This window comes from Candidatus Symbiopectobacterium sp. NZEC127, from assembly GCF_025962675.1.
In the GTDB taxonomy this organism is placed as follows: Bacteria; Pseudomonadota; Gammaproteobacteria; order Enterobacterales; family Enterobacteriaceae; genus Symbiopectobacterium.
In genome coordinates this window covers 2,138,351-2,155,124 of the sequence record NZ_JAGFPG010000001.1, presented here as the reverse complement: position 1 = coordinate 2,155,124, position 16,774 = coordinate 2,138,351, and the positions used below count along the sequence as shown (strand labels likewise).

At 56.1% G+C, this 16,774-nt stretch carries 16 protein-coding genes; 12 read left to right on the top strand and 4 right to left on the bottom strand.

The window, feature by feature from the left end; all coding sequences use genetic code 11:
* The first annotated feature begins 62 nt into the window (after positions 1-62).
* From hscB to sseB, 6 genes are all read left to right on the top strand, one after another.
* Complete coding sequence (hscB, locus tag J5069_RS09890; protein ID WP_264643639.1) at positions 63-581, top strand: co-chaperone HscB; 519 nt, start codon at positions 63-65, stop codon at positions 579-581.
* A gap of 88 nt (positions 582-669) precedes the next feature.
* Positions 670-2,520, top strand: coding sequence for a Fe-S protein assembly chaperone HscA (gene hscA, locus J5069_RS09885; protein ID WP_264643638.1), 1,851 nt, complete (start codon positions 670-672; stop codon positions 2,518-2,520).
* A gap of 2 nt (positions 2,521-2,522) precedes the next feature.
* Positions 2,523-2,858 carry an ISC system 2Fe-2S type ferredoxin gene (fdx, locus tag J5069_RS09880; RefSeq protein ID WP_264643637.1) on the top strand — a complete coding sequence of 112 codons (336 nt, stop codon included), beginning with the start codon at positions 2,523-2,525 and terminating at the stop codon, positions 2,856-2,858.
* A gap of 12 nt (positions 2,859-2,870) precedes the next feature.
* A complete protein-coding gene (gene iscX, locus J5069_RS09875) occupies positions 2,871-3,071 on the top strand; it encodes a Fe-S cluster assembly protein IscX (RefSeq protein WP_264643636.1) in 201 nt (66 codons plus the stop codon).
* 115 nt (positions 3,072-3,186) lie between these two features.
* Entirely contained in the window at positions 3,187-4,485 is a 1,299-nt protein-coding gene (pepB, locus tag J5069_RS09870; protein WP_264643635.1) for an aminopeptidase PepB, read from the top strand.
* A 29-nt stretch (positions 4,486-4,514) separates the two neighbouring features.
* Entirely contained in the window at positions 4,515-5,315 is an 801-nt protein-coding gene (sseB, locus tag J5069_RS09865) for an enhanced serine sensitivity protein SseB (protein ID WP_264643634.1), read from the top strand.
* A gap of 35 nt (positions 5,316-5,350) precedes the next feature.
* Here the strand turns inward: sseB and J5069_RS09860 are convergent, their stop codons facing one another.
* The 4 genes from J5069_RS09860 to J5069_RS09845 form a co-directional block, all read right to left on the bottom strand.
* Positions 5,351-6,142 (bottom strand): MurR/RpiR family transcriptional regulator, encoded by a 792-nt coding sequence (locus tag J5069_RS09860; RefSeq protein ID WP_264643633.1) that lies wholly within the window; start codon positions 6,140-6,142, stop codon positions 5,351-5,353.
* A 21-nt stretch (positions 6,143-6,163) separates the two neighbouring features.
* Positions 6,164-7,015 carry a 3-mercaptopyruvate sulfurtransferase gene (gene sseA / locus J5069_RS09855; protein ID WP_264643632.1) on the bottom strand — a complete coding sequence of 284 codons (852 nt, stop codon included), beginning with the start codon at positions 7,013-7,015 and terminating at the stop codon, positions 6,164-6,166.
* Positions 7,016-7,101: 86 nt separating this feature from the next.
* Entirely contained in the window at positions 7,102-8,481 is a 1,380-nt protein-coding gene (locus J5069_RS09850; protein WP_264643631.1) for a 6-phospho-alpha-glucosidase, read from the bottom strand.
* A gap of 13 nt (positions 8,482-8,494) precedes the next feature.
* Positions 8,495-10,051, bottom strand: coding sequence for a PTS transporter subunit EIIC (locus J5069_RS09845; protein WP_264643630.1), 1,557 nt, complete (start codon positions 10,049-10,051; stop codon positions 8,495-8,497).
* A 380-nt stretch (positions 10,052-10,431) separates the two neighbouring features.
* Here J5069_RS09845 and ndk point away from each other — a divergent pair, with 380 nt between their 5' ends.
* The 6 genes from ndk (at position 10,432) to hisS (ending at position 16,773) form a co-directional block, all read left to right on the top strand.
* Entirely contained in the window at positions 10,432-10,863 is a 432-nt protein-coding gene (ndk, locus tag J5069_RS09840; RefSeq protein ID WP_264643629.1) for a nucleoside-diphosphate kinase, read from the top strand.
* A gap of 190 nt (positions 10,864-11,053) precedes the next feature.
* The gene (locus J5069_RS09835) at positions 11,054-12,262 is read left to right on the top strand and encodes a bifunctional tRNA (adenosine(37)-C2)-methyltransferase TrmG/ribosomal RNA large subunit methyltransferase RlmN (protein ID WP_264643787.1); all 1,209 of its coding nucleotides are present in this window, start codon (positions 11,054-11,056) and stop codon (positions 12,260-12,262) included.
* Between the two features lie 188 nt (positions 12,263-12,450).
* Positions 12,451-13,242: a type IV pilus biogenesis/stability protein PilW gene (gene pilW / locus J5069_RS09830; RefSeq protein WP_264643628.1), complete on the top strand. Its 792-nt coding sequence runs from the start codon at positions 12,451-12,453 to the stop codon at positions 13,240-13,242.
* Positions 13,232-14,218, top strand: a complete 987-nt coding sequence (rodZ, locus tag J5069_RS09825; protein WP_264643627.1) for a cytoskeleton protein RodZ — start codon at positions 13,232-13,234, stop codon at positions 14,216-14,218. The genes pilW and rodZ overlap by 11 nt, the downstream gene beginning before the upstream one ends.
* Before the next feature lie 40 nt (positions 14,219-14,258).
* Positions 14,259-15,380, top strand: coding sequence for a flavodoxin-dependent (E)-4-hydroxy-3-methylbut-2-enyl-diphosphate synthase (ispG, locus tag J5069_RS09820; RefSeq protein WP_264643626.1), 1,122 nt, complete (start codon positions 14,259-14,261; stop codon positions 15,378-15,380).
* Positions 15,381-15,498: 118 nt separating this feature from the next.
* Positions 15,499-16,773, top strand: coding sequence for a histidine--tRNA ligase (gene hisS, locus J5069_RS09815; RefSeq protein WP_264643625.1), 1,275 nt, complete (start codon positions 15,499-15,501; stop codon positions 16,771-16,773).
* The last annotated feature ends 1 nt before the right edge of the window (position 16,774 follow it).

The window sequence follows — 16,774 nt, the reverse complement described above, 5'->3', positions numbered from 1 at the left end:
CATGCTCGTGACGCATTGGCGCAGGGCGGCTACCCGTTAGCGCCACACTGTCCGAGCGCACTATGGATTACTTTACGTTGTTCGGGCTGCCGGTTCACTACGATGTGGATGGCAGCCTGCTCCTTTCTCGTTATCAGGAACTGCAACGCCAGTTCCATCCCGATCGTTTTGCCACGCACCCCGAGCGCGAGCGTCTGCTGGCCGTACAGCAGGCGGCGACGGTTAATGATGCTTACCAGTCGCTGAAACATCCGCTGAAACGCGCAGAATATATGTTATCGTTGCACGGTTTTGATCTGGGTAACGAGCAACATACGATGCGCGATACCGCCTTTCTGATGGAGCAACTGGAACTGCGCGAACGGTTGGATGCGATTTCGCATCAGGCCGATCCCGACGCCGCGCTGGCTGATTTTGCTGACCAGTTAACGGCCATGACACGGCAGCGCACGACGCAGATGCAGTCTGAGCTGGCGCAGGCAGCGTGGTCTGCGGCCGCAGATACGGTGCGTAAACTCCGCTTTTTGGATAAGCTGCAACAGCAGGTGGAACAACTCGAAGAACAACTGCTGGATCGCTAATCTGCGCAGTGATGCACATAATCGAATAACGTCTTTTTATTTCGTCGGCGCAACGGTGGCGCTGACAGCCAATTGATGGAAGCTCAATATGGCCCTATTACAAATTAGTGAACCCGGCCTCAGCGCAGCACCACATCAGCGCCGTCTTGCCGTGGGTATTGATCTCGGTACCACCAATTCGCTGGTGGCAACGGTGCGCAGCGGTGAAGCACAGCCGCTGGCAGATGCCGAAGGGCGCGAACTGCTGCCGTCGGTGGTGCGCTATGGCGCAGAAAGCATTGATGTCGGTTGGGCGGCGCAGGCGCAGGCGGTGAACGATCCCGCCAACACCGTCAGTTCCGTTAAACGACTGATGGGCCGTTCTCTGGCCGATATTCAACAACGCTATCCCCATTTGCCGTACCATTTTCAGGCCAGCGACAACGGCTTACCGGTGCTGCAAACGGCGGCAGGTAATAAAAACCCGATTCAGGTTTCTGCTGATATTTTGTCGGCGCTGGCGGCGCGTGCTGAAGCGGCGCTGGAAGGCGTGCCGGATGGCGTGGTGATCACCGTTCCTGCCTATTTCGACGACGCTCAGCGTCAAGGCACCAAAGATGCGGCGCGTCTGGCCGGGCTGCACGTGCTGCGTTTGCTCAATGAGCCAACGGCGGCAGCTATCGCCTACGGGCTGGATTCGGGCAAGGAAGGGGTGATTGCCGTCTACGATCTGGGCGGCGGTACCTTTGATATCTCCATTCTGCGTTTAAGCCGCGGGGTGTTTGAAGTGCTGGCGACCGGCGGTGATTCGGCGCTCGGCGGCGACGATTTCGATCACCTGTTGGTGGAATGGTTGCGTGAGCAGGCAGGCGTCAACGATCGGTCTGATGCACGGGTGCAGCGTGAATTGATTGAAACGGCCTTGCATGCCAAGGTTGCGCTTAGCGCCGCACCGTCGGTGACGGTGCAGGTTGGCAACTGGCAGAGTGAACTGAGCCGCGAACAGTTTGATGCGCTTATCGAGCCATTGGTGAAACGCACGCTGCTTTCCTGCCGTCGGGCACTGAAAGACGCGGGCGTTCAGGCGGATGAAGTGCAGGAAGTGGTGATGGTGGGGGGCTCGACCCGCGTGCCATTAGTGCGCACCCGCGTCGGTGATTTCTTTGGCCGCACGCCGTTGACCGCCATCGATCCGGATAAAGTGGTGGCGCTGGGCGCGGCCATTCAGGCAGATATCTTGGTGGGAAACAAGCCAGACAGCGAGATGCTGCTGCTGGATGTGATTCCGCTGTCGCTCGGTCTGGAAACCATGGGGAGCCTGGTCGAGAAGGTGATTCCGCGTAACACCACCATCCCGGTGGCGCGCGCACAGGAGTTCACCACGTTTAAAGACGGTCAGACTGCCATGATGATCCATGTGCTGCAAGGTGAGCGTGAGCTGGTGCAGGATTGTCGCTCGTTGGCGCGATTCTCGCTGCGCGGCATTCCGCCCATGCCCGCGGGCGGCGCGCATATTCGCGTTACCTTCCAGGTGGATGCCGATGGCTTGCTGAGCGTCACGGCAATGGAGAAATCCACGGGTGTGGAAGCCGCGATTCAGGTCAAACCGTCATATGGGTTGAGCGATGATGAGATTGCCGCGATGATCACCGATTCGATGCAGAATGCGCAGGGTGATGTCGCTGCGCGCATGCTGGCGGAACAGAAAGTCGAAGCTGCTCGGGTGCTGGAAAGTGTGCAAAGCGCGCTGGCCGCCGATGCGGACTTGCTGAGTCGTGAAGAACAGGCGGCTATCGTTCAGGCGGTGTCGGCACTGCAACAGGTGAGTGCCGGTGATGACGTTGCGCTGATTGAAGCCGCAATAAAAACAGTAGATCAACAAACCCAGGGGTTCGCTGCACGTCGTATGGATGCTTCCATTCGTCGGGCGCTGGCAGGACACTCTGTGGACGAGGTGTGAGCATGCCTAAGATAGTTTTTTTGCCGCATCAGGATTTGTGTCCTGAAGGCGCGGTATTGGAAGCCAAAGTGGGCGAGACGATTCTGGACGTCGCCCTGCGCAATGGTATTGAAGTCGAACACGCCTGCGAGAAGTCCTGTGCGTGCACCACCTGTCATTGCATTGTGCGCGAAGGGTTTGATTCTCTCGCGGAAAGCACAGAAGATGAAGATGACATGCTGGATAAAGCCTGGGGGCTGGAGCCCGAAAGTCGTCTGGGCTGTCAGGCGCGTGTCGCGGGCGACGATCTGGTGGTTGAGATCCCGCGTTACACCATTAACCATGCCCGCGAGCATTAACAGGAGCAGAACATGGGATTGAAATGGACTGACAGCCGTGCCATTGGTGAAGCGCTGTATGACGCGTTTCCTGACACGGATCCGAAAACCGTGCGTTTTACCGACCTGCATCGCTGGATTTGCGAACTGGACGATTTTGATGACGCGCCGGACGCTTCCAATGAAAAAATCCTGGAAGCAATACTGCTGGTGTGGTTAGACGAAGCAGAATGATGATTCGGGGCTGCCTGACGGGCGGCCCTTTTTTTCAGCCCCCTCACCCTGAATAATTCGAATTGAAACATGACGGGTATAGGCTGCTGTTGAAAATAATATCCACGGAGCTGATATGACAAGCGAAGCTATGCAGATTTCACTCTCCACCCAGCCTGCCGATGCACGTTGGGGAGAAAAAGCGTCATTGAGCGCGAACGAACAGGGATTCACCATTCATCTGCCCGAAGCGGCAGCGCTGGGCATCATTCAGCGTGCGGCGCGCAAGATTGACGGGCAAGGCATCAAACACGTCAAACTGGTGGGCGAAGGCTGGGATCTGGAAACCAGCTGGGCGTTCTGGCAAGGCTACCGCGCACCAAAAGGCAAGCGTACTGTCGAATGGGCACCGTTGGAAGAGGCGCAGCGCAAAGCGCTGGATCTGCGCCTGAAAGTTGTCGATTGGGTACGCGACACCATTAACCTGCCCGCCGAAGATCTCGGGCCAGAACAACTGGCAACGCGTGCGGTGGATTTGCTGCACGATGTGGGCGGCAATGCGGTCAACTATCGCATCACCAAGGCTGAAGATCTGCGCGATCAAAACTATATCGGGCTGCATACGGTAGGGCGCGGCTCTGAACGCCAGCCGGTGTTGCTGGCGTTGGATTTTAACCCGACGGGCAGCCCGGATGCGCCGGTGTTTGCTTGTCTGGTGGGCAAGGGCATCACCTTTGACAGCGGCGGCTACAGCCTGAAGCCGAGTGGCTTCATGGATTCGATGAAATCCGATATGGGCGGTGCGGCGCTGGTTACCGGTGCGCTGGCGCTGGCGATTGCTCAAGGGTTAACCCGTCGCGTTAAACTCTATCTGTGCTGCGCTGACAATATGGTGAGCGGCAACGCTTTCCGTCTCGGCGACATTTTGCGCTACCGCAACGGTAAAACCGTTGAAGTGATGAACACCGACGCGGAAGGGCGTCTGGTGCTGGCAGATGGCCTGATCGATGCCAGTGCGCAAGCGCCACAGTGGATTATCGACTGTGCCACGCTGACCGGTGCGGCCAAAACGGCGTTGGGTAACGACTATCACGCGCTGTTCAGCTTTGATGATGCCTTTGCTGAACGCCTGCTCGCCAGTGCAAAACAGGAAAACGAACCGTTCTGGCGCTTGCCGCTGGAAGAGTTTCACCGTTCACAACTGCCGTCCAGTTTTGCCGAGCTGAATAACGTTGCAGGTGCGGCGCATAGCGCGGGTGCCAGCACGGCGGCGGCGTTCTTGTCGCACTTTGTCTCGTCCTATCAGAAAGGGTGGCTGCATATCGACTGCTCCGCCACCTACCGTAAAGGGGCGGTGGATCAATGGGCGACCGGCGCGACCGGCTTGGGCGTACGTACGCTGGCCAATCTGCTGCTGAGCGAAGACCAGCATTGAGTGAATAAGGCTTGAGTGATAACAACAGTATGACATTTACACCGCAAAACAAGCTGGAAGAGGTGCTGATGAAGGCGGCGACTGAGCCCGCCCATCGGCCTGAGTTCTTCACCGAACTGATGGACGCCACCGTCTATATCATCGGCAACAGCGATGACGCCAGTGAACAGGGCGCCAGTACCCTGCCTGTGGGCAGCCAGGTTGAGATTCAGCACTGGGAAAAACCCGATGGCAGCACCGCTATCCCATTTTTCTCGTCGCTGGATGCCTTGCAGATGGCTATCTCAACGGAAGCCGCTTTTCTGGCGCTGCCAGCCCGCTCACTGTTTGAATTAACGCAGGGGCAGACGTTGTTCCTTAATCCTAAACTCCCCTATGGCAAAGAGTTCCTGCCGCAGGAGGTGGAACACATGCTGGCGGGAGAGGGCAATGGCTTTGTGCAAAGCCGTGTGGTAGATGAGCCAGTAGAAGTGCATCTCAGTCTGCCGGAACCGTCGCCGGATCAAATGATCGATTCACTGACGCAACTGCTTGCCAAACACCGGCCGGTACGTCGCGCGTGGGTGGTACAGATCCAGGAAGGTGAAGCGCAACCGAATCTGCTGATCGGTCTGGAACTGGTCGATATGGATGAGGTAGATGCGGTGGTCCAGGCGGTGGGCACCGTTGCCAGCGATACGGTGGTCGGCGATCAGCCGGTGGATATTTGTATCGTCGATAAGGAAGAAAAGGGCGGCGTCAGCCACTATTTTCTGCACCACGCCACGCCGTTTTATGAGCGTAAGTGGGGCAGCTTCCTGCGCGAGTTCAAACAGACAGGCAACGCGTAACTGACCTTGTGCATCCCCTGCCGAGGGGATGCCATCTAGGCCGGGTTGCCCGTGGTCGCCCGCAGCAGTAGTAAATCAATCAGCAACACCAAATTAGACTCGAACGAGCTAATCTCTCCCGCTTCGGCCGCAAAATGAATGGCATCATCATGCAAGCGAAAGTGTAAATCCGCCACGTTGGCTAGCGGATTAAACGACGCACGGGTGAAGGCGACCACAGTCATGCCGATGTTTCGGGCGATCTGCGCTTTTTCAATCACCTGCTCGGTTTCACCGCTGCGCGAGATAGCGATAAAGATGCGGTATTTGGGCGCGTTGCTGAGAAAAATCCCTTTGCTGTCCCCGAGACCGGAAACAAACGCATCTTTACCCAGTATTTGCAGCTTTTTGGCGAAATACTCGGTGAACAGGTGAGAGAACCCGGCACCGTAAAGAAAAAAATGGCTCTCGTGACGCAGAATATGGCAGAAGGCGTCCATCAGCGCAGGCGTTACGTAGGTAAAGGTTTTTTCGTAATTGGCGACAAAATGGCGATAGGCTTCGGGGATACCGTCGCTGGTAACGGACGTGGGGTTTGCCGGAAACGAACGCGGCACGTCTGCGAGCAATTGCTTACAGTGATAGATAAATTCGCTGTAGCCGCTGAACCCCATTTTTTGGCACAGGCGCATGATGGTTGCCGTCGAGACATAGGTTTGCTGCGCCAGTTCACGCACAGTGATTTTGCCGACCAGCGATGCATGCTCGGCGATAAACACCAGCACGCGGTGTTCCGCGCGCGTCAAGTCTCGGCCGTGGTGAACCAGTGAAGTCAACCGGCTATCCATGGTGCTGCTCCTGCGTGGCAATCAGCCTAACGCGATAGGGGTGTCATCACGGCCGCCCCATTCGCTCCAGGCACCGTCATACAGCGTGACATCGGACACGCCCAACTGCGCAAGCGCCAGGATCACCACCACGGCGGTAACGCCGGAGCCACAACTGGCAACAATCGGTCGGCTGAAATCCATGCCCGCTTTGTGCAGGATCGTCGCCAGCTCTGGGCTGGGTTTCAGGGTACCCTGTGTCACCAGATCGCCCCAGGGTACGTTCAGGCTGCCGGGAATATGGCCGCGATGCAGACCGGGGCGCGGTTCATCCACTTCCCCGCGAAAACGCGGGGCGGGGCGCGCATCGACGATTTGCGCCGAGCCATCGCGACTGATCGCCAATACCTGTTCCCGAGAGCGGATTGCTCCTTGGGTCAACACTGCATTAAAATGCGCGTGCGCGGGATGCACCTCTCCCTGCTCGATGGGATAACCCTGCGCTTTCCACTCCGCCAGTCCGCCGGAAAGAATCACCACCTGGCGAGCGCCGAAGTGGGTTAGCATCCACCAGGCTCGTGGGGCGGAAAACAGATTACCCTCATCGTAAATCACCAGCGGCTGCTGATCGCTGATGCCCAATTCACTCATCGCGTTGGCGAACGCTTCTGCGCTGGGCATCATATGGGGTAACGACGTGTTGGGATCGGACAGGGCTTCAATATCAAAAAAAACCGCGCCGGGCAGATGCCCCGCGCGGTATTCAGCATGGATATCCCGGCTGGTTTCACCCGGGGGTAACATGCGCGCATCGATCAGTGTGATGTCATCGGAAGCCAGATGCTCCGCGAGCCAGTCGGCAGAAACAAACAAACGGGAAGAGGAAGCTGACATATAAACCCCACGCACGGGCAGTGCATGCCGCCCTGAGTGAAACAGTGGTAAATATTGTCAGCCATTTTTCCTTTTCCGACAAGCAGCTATTCGGATTTGCCTGCGTTGACCGCCACGCCGTCACGGTAGGCCTGTTTCAACTGCGGCCAATATTCCCGGTTTGCTGCGATCATCTCATCGAGGATTGCTTTGGCATGCTGCATAGTGGGCACGGTGCGATTAAGTGTAAACGCTTGTAACGCTTTCTCGTAGCTGCCTTCAAGGGTCGCTTCCACCAGTAATTGCTCGGAGGCCAACTGCTGTTCCAGCAGCGCGCGGTGGAACGTCGGCACATTGCCCATACGAACCGGCTCCGGTCCGTTAGCCGTGATATACGCGGGCACTTCCACCATCGCGTCATAGGGCAGATTGGCAATCGCCCCTTTGTTCTCAACGATCACCAGATGGCGCTGGCGCAGGTCGAACGCCAGCGAGCAGGCAACGTCGACAATAAACGCACCGTGCACGCCAACGTGGAACGCGTCCGGCAAAATCCCGGTTTGTTTGTAGGTGGCGGCGGCGGCAAACAGCTTCTTCTCACGCCCATCCATCACTTCATTGGCGCGGGTGTAGTTGGGGTCCTGATGCGCGACGATATCGTTAGGCATCAGGTAGTACTGCAAATAGGGATTCGGCACGAACTCCGGGAAATGATCCATTACCGGTTTGATATTGCGCCAGGTTTTCACCCAGGACGGATCGGCATGCTGCGGATCGGTGTCCGCGGCATTGGCCGTCAGCAGACCATAACGGGCGATGTGCTCACGCAGCTGCGGTAAACGATCTTCCCCTTCGACCAGCACGCGGGTAAACCAGCCAAAGTGATTCAGACCGAAGTAATCGACGGTAATCTCTTCGCGTTTTACGCCCAGCACGGCGGCGATATTGCGCATCGCTGCCACTGGCATATCGCAGATATTGAGTACCCGGGCATCAGGGCGCAGGCGACGGATCCCTTCCGCGACAATGGCCGCCGGATTGGAGTAGTTAACAATCCAGGCGTCTTTATGTGCAAAGCGTTCAACCAGATCGATCAGTTCCACCATCGGCAGGATGGTACGCAGGCCGTAGGCCAATCCACCGGGGCCGCAGGTTTCCTGCCCAACCACGCCGTGACGCAGCGGGATCTTCTCATCCTGCTCGCGCATTTTGTATTGTCCAACGCGCATCTGTGCAAACACAAAATGCGCGCCGGAAAAGGCCACTTCCGGATCGGTGGTGACGCAGAAACGAATACTGTCGCTGTGATCGCGAATCACCTTTTCGACCACCGGCGCGATGGTGTCCTGACGTTGACTGTCGATGTCGTACAAGCGGATTTCAGCCAGCGGGAAATCGGCCAGGCGTACCATCAGGCTTTTCACGATGCCGGGCGTATAGGTGCTGCCGCCACCGGCAATGGTCAGGATGAAAGGGGGTTTGGTCATCGTCTGTCTCCTTTTAAAGCGCATTTTCTACGGCTTCACGAACGGTTTTTACATGCAGGCCATACACCACCTGAACATTGTTGCCCTGGCGGATAACGGCTTTGGCACCGGTGGTTTTCAACTGCTGGTCGTCAACCAGCGCGGTGTCTTTCACTGTCACCCGCAATCGGGTGTAGCAGTTGTCGACCACCTCAATATTGGGTTTGCCGCCCAGTCCGGCGATAACGGTGGCACCGTCGGGGACGTTACTGCCTTTTTCCTGCGCTTTGCTCTGATAGTCGGTTTTGGAGTAGAGCCGCGTCTCGTCTTCATCCGCTTCACGTCCCGGTGTCGGCATGTCGAAGTACAGGATCAGGGTGCGGAACACAAAGAAGTAGATCACCGACATGGTCAGACCGACCGCGATGTACATTGGCCAGTTGGATTTGGCGATGCCCAGCGGCAGGTTATACAGCAGAAAATCGATCACGCCGTTAGCGCCAATGGCATGTACGCCAAGCACTGAAAACAGCATCATCCCCAATCCGGTTAACACCGCGTGCACCACAAACAGTAACGGCGCGACGAACAGGAAGGAGAACTCCAGCGGCTCGGTGACGCCGAGCAGGAAAGAGGTAAAGGCGGCGGGAATCAGGATGGCCTTGGCGGCAATGCGTTTTTCTGGCTTGGCCGTGACGTACATCGCCAGTGCCGCCGCAGTCAGGCCAAACATTTTACTGATACCGCGTGCGTCCCAGGCGACGGTCGGGCTCAGCTGTGTGACGCTGGGGCAGGCCATTTCAGCGAAATAAATGTTGCGTGCACCCTGATACAGCTTGCCGCACACCTCGGCGGTTCCACCCAGTTCGGTATACAGGAATGGGGTGTAGACCAGATGATGCAGCCCGGTTGGGATCAGAATACGCTCAAGGAAGCCGTAAATAGCGACCCCAAACGGGCCTGCGCCTTTAATCGCAAAGGCCAGTGCGCTAATGCCGTGCTGGGCATAGGGCCAGACGGTGCTCATGACAAAACCGAGCAATATTGCGCTGGGGATCGCCAGAATGGTGACAAAACAGTGGCCAGAGTAGATAGCCATCACGCCGTTAAACTGTTTGCTGGAATAACGGTTAAACAGATAACCGGCAAACGCGCCGATGAGGATACCGGCGAACACGCCCATTTCCAGCACTTGCACGCCCAGCACCATGCCTTGTCCGGCAGGACGCATCTCCGCTGCGGGCACCAGTTTGCCCTGAAGTTGCAGCGTAATGTTCATCGCGTTGATAAAAATGATGAAGGTCACCAGCCCGATCAGCGCGGCATAGCCTTTATCACGCGTGGCAAGGCCGATGGGAATACCAACGGCAAACACCAGCGCCAGATTGGCCAGAATGGCAACGGCGGATTTGGCGATCAGTTGACCAAAACTCTGAATAATGGGGTGGTGCAGCAAAGGCAGGTATTCGGCCAGGTTGCCGTTACCGAACACATTACCAAACGCGATAAACAACCCGACGATTGGCAGGATCAGCACCGGACCGTACAGCGATTTGCCGAAGTTCTGCAACGCATTGACGGCTCTTTTCATTTTTTGCCCTCTTCGTGGCTATTGTTAAGGGTAACGTCTGTCAGGTATCACCTGAGAAGGAGTAGCGTACGGGTAAAGCCTAGCAGTGAATCGTGCAAGAGTTCTAGTTATCTTATTGTTTTAAAAACAAATTACCCAAAAGGTAACAAATGACTCTGGGAAGTGTGATCGCGCGGCGATTGCGGTAACACCGGTATGCACCCTCCGGTGTGGTGATGTGCATAATGGCGAGACAAAAAGATACGATTTTTTTAAGAAAATGTTATATAAGCCGATAGGCAAGGGAATGCAGCCACCCTATAATCGGCGCCACTTTCACTGACTGGTATGATAATTCTTTTAATCCGGTCGTTATTAGCGTGTGACATAATGAGGTCAATATGACGGTAGAACGTACCTTTTCCATCGTAAAACCCAATGCCGTAGCCAAGAATGCCATCGGTGCCATTTACGCGCGTTTTGAAAGCGCTGGCTTCACGCTGGTAGCCGCCAAAATGGTGCAACTCACCCGTGCACAGGCGGAAGGGTTCTACGCCGAGCATCAAGGCAAGCCGTTTTTTGATGGCCTGGTAGATTTCATGACCTCTGGCCCAATCATGGTGCAGGTGCTGGAAGGGGAAAACGCCATTCAGCGTAACCGTGACATCATGGGGGCGACTAATCCGGCGAACGCGCTGGCAGGTACGCTGCGCGCTGACTACGCAGACAGTTTTACCGAAAATGCGGTACATGGCTCTGATTCCCCGGAATCCGCAGCACGTGAAATTGCGTATTTCTTCAGCGCCGAAGAGATCTGCCCGCGTCTACGTTGATGCGTTGCGGCGGTTTTTCTTGCGCCAAACGTAAAAAAACGCGACGGCGGTAGCATCGCTGTTTTAAACTTTGTACAATGCCGCGCCCCGGATGAGCACGCACTGTTTGTCCGGGGCGTTTCCTATTCATATTATCGTCATTTGTCGCGCCACAACGTGTAACAACGAGGCCAGAGTTACCATTATGAGCATGTCCCAGTCCCCGTCTTTGGCGGAAAGCACCACCCTGTCTGCCACCACCTGTTCCTCCACTGCTGCTGATGCTGCACCTGTCGTGAAAACCGACGGTGAAAAGATCAACCTGTTGGATTTAAACCGTCAGCAAATGCGCGCCTTTTTTGCCTCGATTGGCGAGAAGCCATTCCGTGCCGATCAGGTGATGAAGTGGATGTACCACTACTGTAGCGATGATTTCGCTGACATGACGGACATCAACAAGGTGCTGCGTCAGAAGCTTGAGCAGATAGCCGAAATCCGTGCACCGGAGGTGGTGGCTGAACAACGCTCTTCGGACGGCACCATCAAATGGGCGATTCTGGTCGGTGGGCAACGGGTCGAAACCGTGTACATCCCGGAAGAGGATCGCGCCACGCTCTGCGTCTCCTCGCAGGTGGGGTGCGCCCTTGAATGCAAGTTTTGCTCTACCGCGCAGCAGGGGTTTAACCGTAACCTGCGCGTGTCGGAAATCATTGGTCAGGTGTGGCGTGCTGCGAAAATTATCGGTGCCCAGAAAGTCACCGGCCAGCGCCCGATCACTAACGTCGTGATGATGGGCATGGGTGAGCCGTTGCTCAACCTGAACAACGTGGTGCCCGCCATGGAGATCATGCTGGATGATTTCGGTTTTGGTCTGTCCAAGCGCCGCGTGACGCTTTCTACCTCTGGCGTGGTGCCCGCTCTGGATAAATTGGGTGATATGATCGATGTCGCTTTGGCGATATCGCTGCACGCGCCGACGGATGATATCCGTGATGAAATCATGCCGATCAACAAAAAGTACGACATCGCCACCTTTTTAGCCGCTGTGCGTCGCTATCTGGAGAAATCCAATGCCAATCAGGGGCGCGTTACGGTGGAATACGTGCTGCTGGATCACATCAATGATGGCACCGAACATGCGCATCAGCTTGCCGAGTGTTTAAAAGATACCCCCTGCAAGATCAACCTGATTCCCTGGAACCCGTTCCCGGGCGCACCCTATGGTCGCAGTTCCAACAGCCGCGTAGACCGTTTCTCCAAGGTGCTGATGGAGTATGGTTTCACCACCATCGTGCGTAAGACGCGCGGTGACGATATTGATGCAGCGTGCGGTCAATTGGCGGGCGAAGTGGTCGATCGCACCAAGCGGACGCTGCGCACCAAACGTGCAGGTGAACCAATTCAGGTTAAAGCGGTCTAATGTCTTAATGTGCTTGGTGAAATGGCATTTGACATCGAATCAGGGTGCCAAACGCCGTTCATCGGCATATGATGGCGTCCGCAAGGGTTAGCGCGTATTGGCTGAATGCGCGAGGGTACTTGCCGCAATAACGGCAACGCGGGATTCAGCGTGCGGACAGGGAATCCGTTTATCAGCGGAGGGTCAGGATGACACCTCGTATTCAGCAAGCGTATGTACCACGTCAGCAGTATGTACCGCGTGGTGTTTTATTCGCGCTCGGCATTGTACTGCCACTGTTGAGTGGGTGTGCCAAGGTGCAGCGCCCGTCGGCGACTGACGCATTTGTCACCACGCGGTTGCAACTGGGAATGGCATACCTGAAACGCGATGACCTTGATGCGGCGCGGCGTAACTTGTCGAGTGCTGTCGAGGCCGCTCCGGACGATTATCGTACCCAACTGGGCATGGCGTTGTACGAACAGCGTATCGGTGAATACGGCGCGGCGGAACGGCGCTATCAAACCGCATTGCGTCAGGCACCGGAAAATGCCAGCGTAATGAATAATTACGGTGCGTTTCTCTGTAGTTTAGGGCAGTATGTAGCGGCGCAGAAACAGTTCAGCGCTGCGGCGCAACATCCTGATTATCGGGAAGTTGCGCAGGCTTTGGAAAACGCGGGATACTGCCATTTCAAAGCGGGAAAATGTGATGAGGCACGCACATTTTTAGTTCGGGCGCTACACTATGACCCGACAAAAGGCGACAGGGTGCTCAGTGAAGTGGGGCATCGACTGACTGCCCAACAATTTAACGAAGCCAGGCACCTTTTGGATATTTATCACCATAGCCTTCCAGCCAGCGCTGAGAGTCTATGGTTAGAGATTCGTTTCGCCGCGTTGGCGGGCCGTGATGATGAGCGTAACTATCATGGCGACAGGCTGGCGCGAAGTTTTCCACACTCTAAACAGTACCAGCAGTTCTTAGCGAATGAATACTGAAGCCACTCTAGAAAATACCACCCCTGCCACTCCTGGCGAGCGTCTGCGTCAGGCGCGTGAGCATATGGGATTGACACAGCAAACTGTCGCTGAACGTTTATGCCTCAAAGTGACCACCGTGCGAGAGATCGAAGAGGGCAGCACCTCTCCCGATTTAGCACCTACCTTTTTGCGCGGTTATATCCGCTCTTACGCCAAGCTGGTGCATTTGCCGGAAAGCGAACTGCTGCCAGCATTGGATAAACACGTGGTGCCGAGAATCGCCAACGTGGCTTCAATGCAAGGCTTTGCCTTGGGAAAAAGCCGCAAAAAACGCGACGGCTGGTTGATGACCTTTACCTGGCTGGTCGTGCTTATCGTGCTCGGGTTAACCGGCGCGTGGTGGTGGCAGAATTATCAGGTGCAGCAGCAAGAGATCAGCTCTATGGTCGATCACGCTGCGGCTAATTCACCGGATGAGGCTGAGGGGCAAACGGCCGTTCCGCTTGCCACTACCGGTTCACAAACCATCGATCTGACGCAGATGGCGCCAGCCGCGCCGGAAGGGGCAAACACCCCCGCGAATTCGGCGTCGGTGAATACGCCTGCTGCAAATACAGCAACGACCACGGGTGTACCAGCGCAGGCCGGTAATGGGCATCAGTCTGTTGCTCCGGTTACCACGCCCTCGTCTACGGCTACCGCTACCGAGCCCGTTGCTGCACCGAACGCAACGCCTGCCAGTGACAATGGCAACACCATTGCCATGACCTTTAGCGGCGACTGCTGGCTGGAAGTGATAGATGCGGCTGGCAAAAAACTCTACAGCGGCGTACAGCGCAGCGGCAGTGTGTTAAACCTGAGCGGTCAGGCGCCTTATCGCTTGAAGATCGGCGCACCGGCGGCAGTACATATCCAGTATCAAGGTAAACCGGTGGATTTGACCCGGTTTGTAAGAAGCAACCAGATTGCTCGTCTGACGCTGGCGGCGGAGTAATTTCCGGTGCCGGTGATGCTGTAAATGTGGAGAAGAAGTAATGCATAACCCAGCACCCATCGTCCGTCGCAAATCAACGCGCATTTACGTCGGCAAGGTGCCTGTTGGTGACGGCGCACCGATTGCTGTGCAGTCGATGACTAACACCCGAACCACCGATGTGGACGCCACGGTAAAACAGATCAAGTCTCTTGAACGCGTTGGCGTGGATATTGTTCGCGTCTCCGTGCCCACCATGGACGCGGCGGAAGCGTTTAAACTGATCAAACAGCAGGTTAACGTTCCGCTGGTGGCCGATATCCATTTTGACTACCGTATTGCGCTGAAAGTGGCGGAGTACGGCGTGGACTGTCTGCGTATCAACCCCGGCAATATCGGCAACGAAGAGCGTATTCGCGCCGTGGTCGATTGTGCGCGCGATAAAAACATTCCGATTCGCATCGGGGTAAACGGCGGTTCTCTGGAGAAAGACATTCAGGAGAAATACGGCGAGCCTACACCGGAAGCGCTGTTGGAATCCGCGATGCGTCATGTGGACATCCTCGATCGCCTCAACTTCGATCAGTTCAAGGTGAGTGTGAAAGCGTCGGATGTGTTTCTGGCAGTGCAATCTTATCGCTTGCTGGCGGCGCGTATCGATCAGCCGCTGCATCTGGGGATTACGGAAGCAGGCGGCGCACGCAGCGGCGCGGTCAAATCGGCCATCGGTCTGGGGCTGTTGCTGTCGGAAGGCATTGGCGACACCCTGCGCATTTCACTGGCGGCCGATCCGATTGAAGAAGTCAAAGTCGGTTTTGATATCCTCAAATCGCTGCGTATTCGCGCGCGTGGTATCAATTTCATCGCCTGTCCGACCTGCTCTCGTCAGGAATTCGATGTTATCGGCACGGTCAACGCGCTGGAACAGCGTCTGGAAGATATCATCACGCCGATGGACGTTTCCATTATCGGTTGCGTGGTCAACGGGCCGGGCGAAGCGCTGGTCTCAACGCTGGGCGTGACCGGCGGTAGCAAGAAAAGCGGCTTTTATGAAGATGGCGTGCGCCAGAGAGAGCGCTTTGACAACGACGACATGATTGACCAACTGGAAGCGAAAATTCGCGCCAAAGCGGCGATGTTGGATGAAAATAAACGCATCACGGTCAACGTGGTGGACAAGTAATCTGCTCTCGCATCGCCAGTGGTCGTTAAATCCGGCGCTGGCTTTAACATTGAACAGAGCGCCTTGAACCCCCTATAATCGGGTTCCATGGAACATTTACAACGCATAGAGAACTGACGTGGCAAAAAATATCCAAGCCATACGCGGCATGAATGATTATCTGCCTGCCGAAACGGCCCTATGGCAGCGTATTGAAGATAGCCTGAAAAAAGTACTCCGCAGTTACGGTTACAGTGAAATTCGGCTGCCCATCGTTGAACAGACGCCGTTGTTTAAACGGGCGATTGGCGAAGTGACCGACGTGGTCGAAAAAGAGATGTACACCTTTGACGACCGTAACGGCGATAGCCTCTCACTGCGCCCGGAAGGGACCGCAGGCTGCGTGCGTGCCGGTATTGAGCACGGCATCCTCTATAATCAGGAACAGCGGTTATGGTACATGGGGCCGATGTTTCGTCACGAGCGTCCACAAAAAGGGCGCTACCGTCAATTCCATCAGTTAGGTTGCGAAGTGTTTGGTCTGCAAGGGCCGGATATTGATGCCGAGCTGATTCTGCTCAGCGCGCGCTGGTGGCGTGAGCTCGGCATTGCCGAACACGTTGCGTTGGAACTGAACTCCATCGGTTCGCTGGAGGCGCGGGCGCGTTACCGTGACGCGTTGATCGCGTTTCTGGAGCAACACAAAGATCAGTTGGATGAAGATTGCTTGCGTCGCATGTACACCAACCCACTGCGCGTACTGGATTCCAAAAATGCACAGGTACAGGCGCTTCTCAATGATGCGCCGGTGCTGACGGATTATCTGGATGATGAATCTCGCCAACACTTTGAACAATTGGGTGAACTTTTAACGCAAGCGGGTATCCCATTTACGGTGAATCCGCGTTTGGTGCGCGGCCTGGATTATTACAATCGCACCGTGTTCGAGTGGGTTACCACCAGTCTGGGTTCGCAGGGCACCGTGTGTGCGGGCGGCCGCTATGACGGCATGGTGGAGCAACTCGGCGGACATGCCACGCCTGCTGTCGGTTTTGCCATGGGGCTTGAGCGTTTAGTGCTGTTGGTGCAGTCGGTTAATCCGGATTTCGCCGCACTACCCGGCGTGGATGCGTATCTGATTTCCTCCGGCGTCGGCACACAGTCAGCGGCCATGCAACTGGCTGAAACGCTGCGTGATGCACTGCCTGAGCTGAAATTGATGACCAACTACGGCGGCGGTAATTTCAAGAAACAGTTTGCTCGCGCGGATAAATGGGGTGCTCGTATCGCGCTGGTGCTGGGCGAGAACGAAGTGGCTTCCGGTCAGGTGGTGGTGAAAAATCTGAGCAGCGGCGAGCAGGATACATTGGCGCAGGCGGACGTTGCCGCGCGTCTGGCAACGTTACTGGATTGAG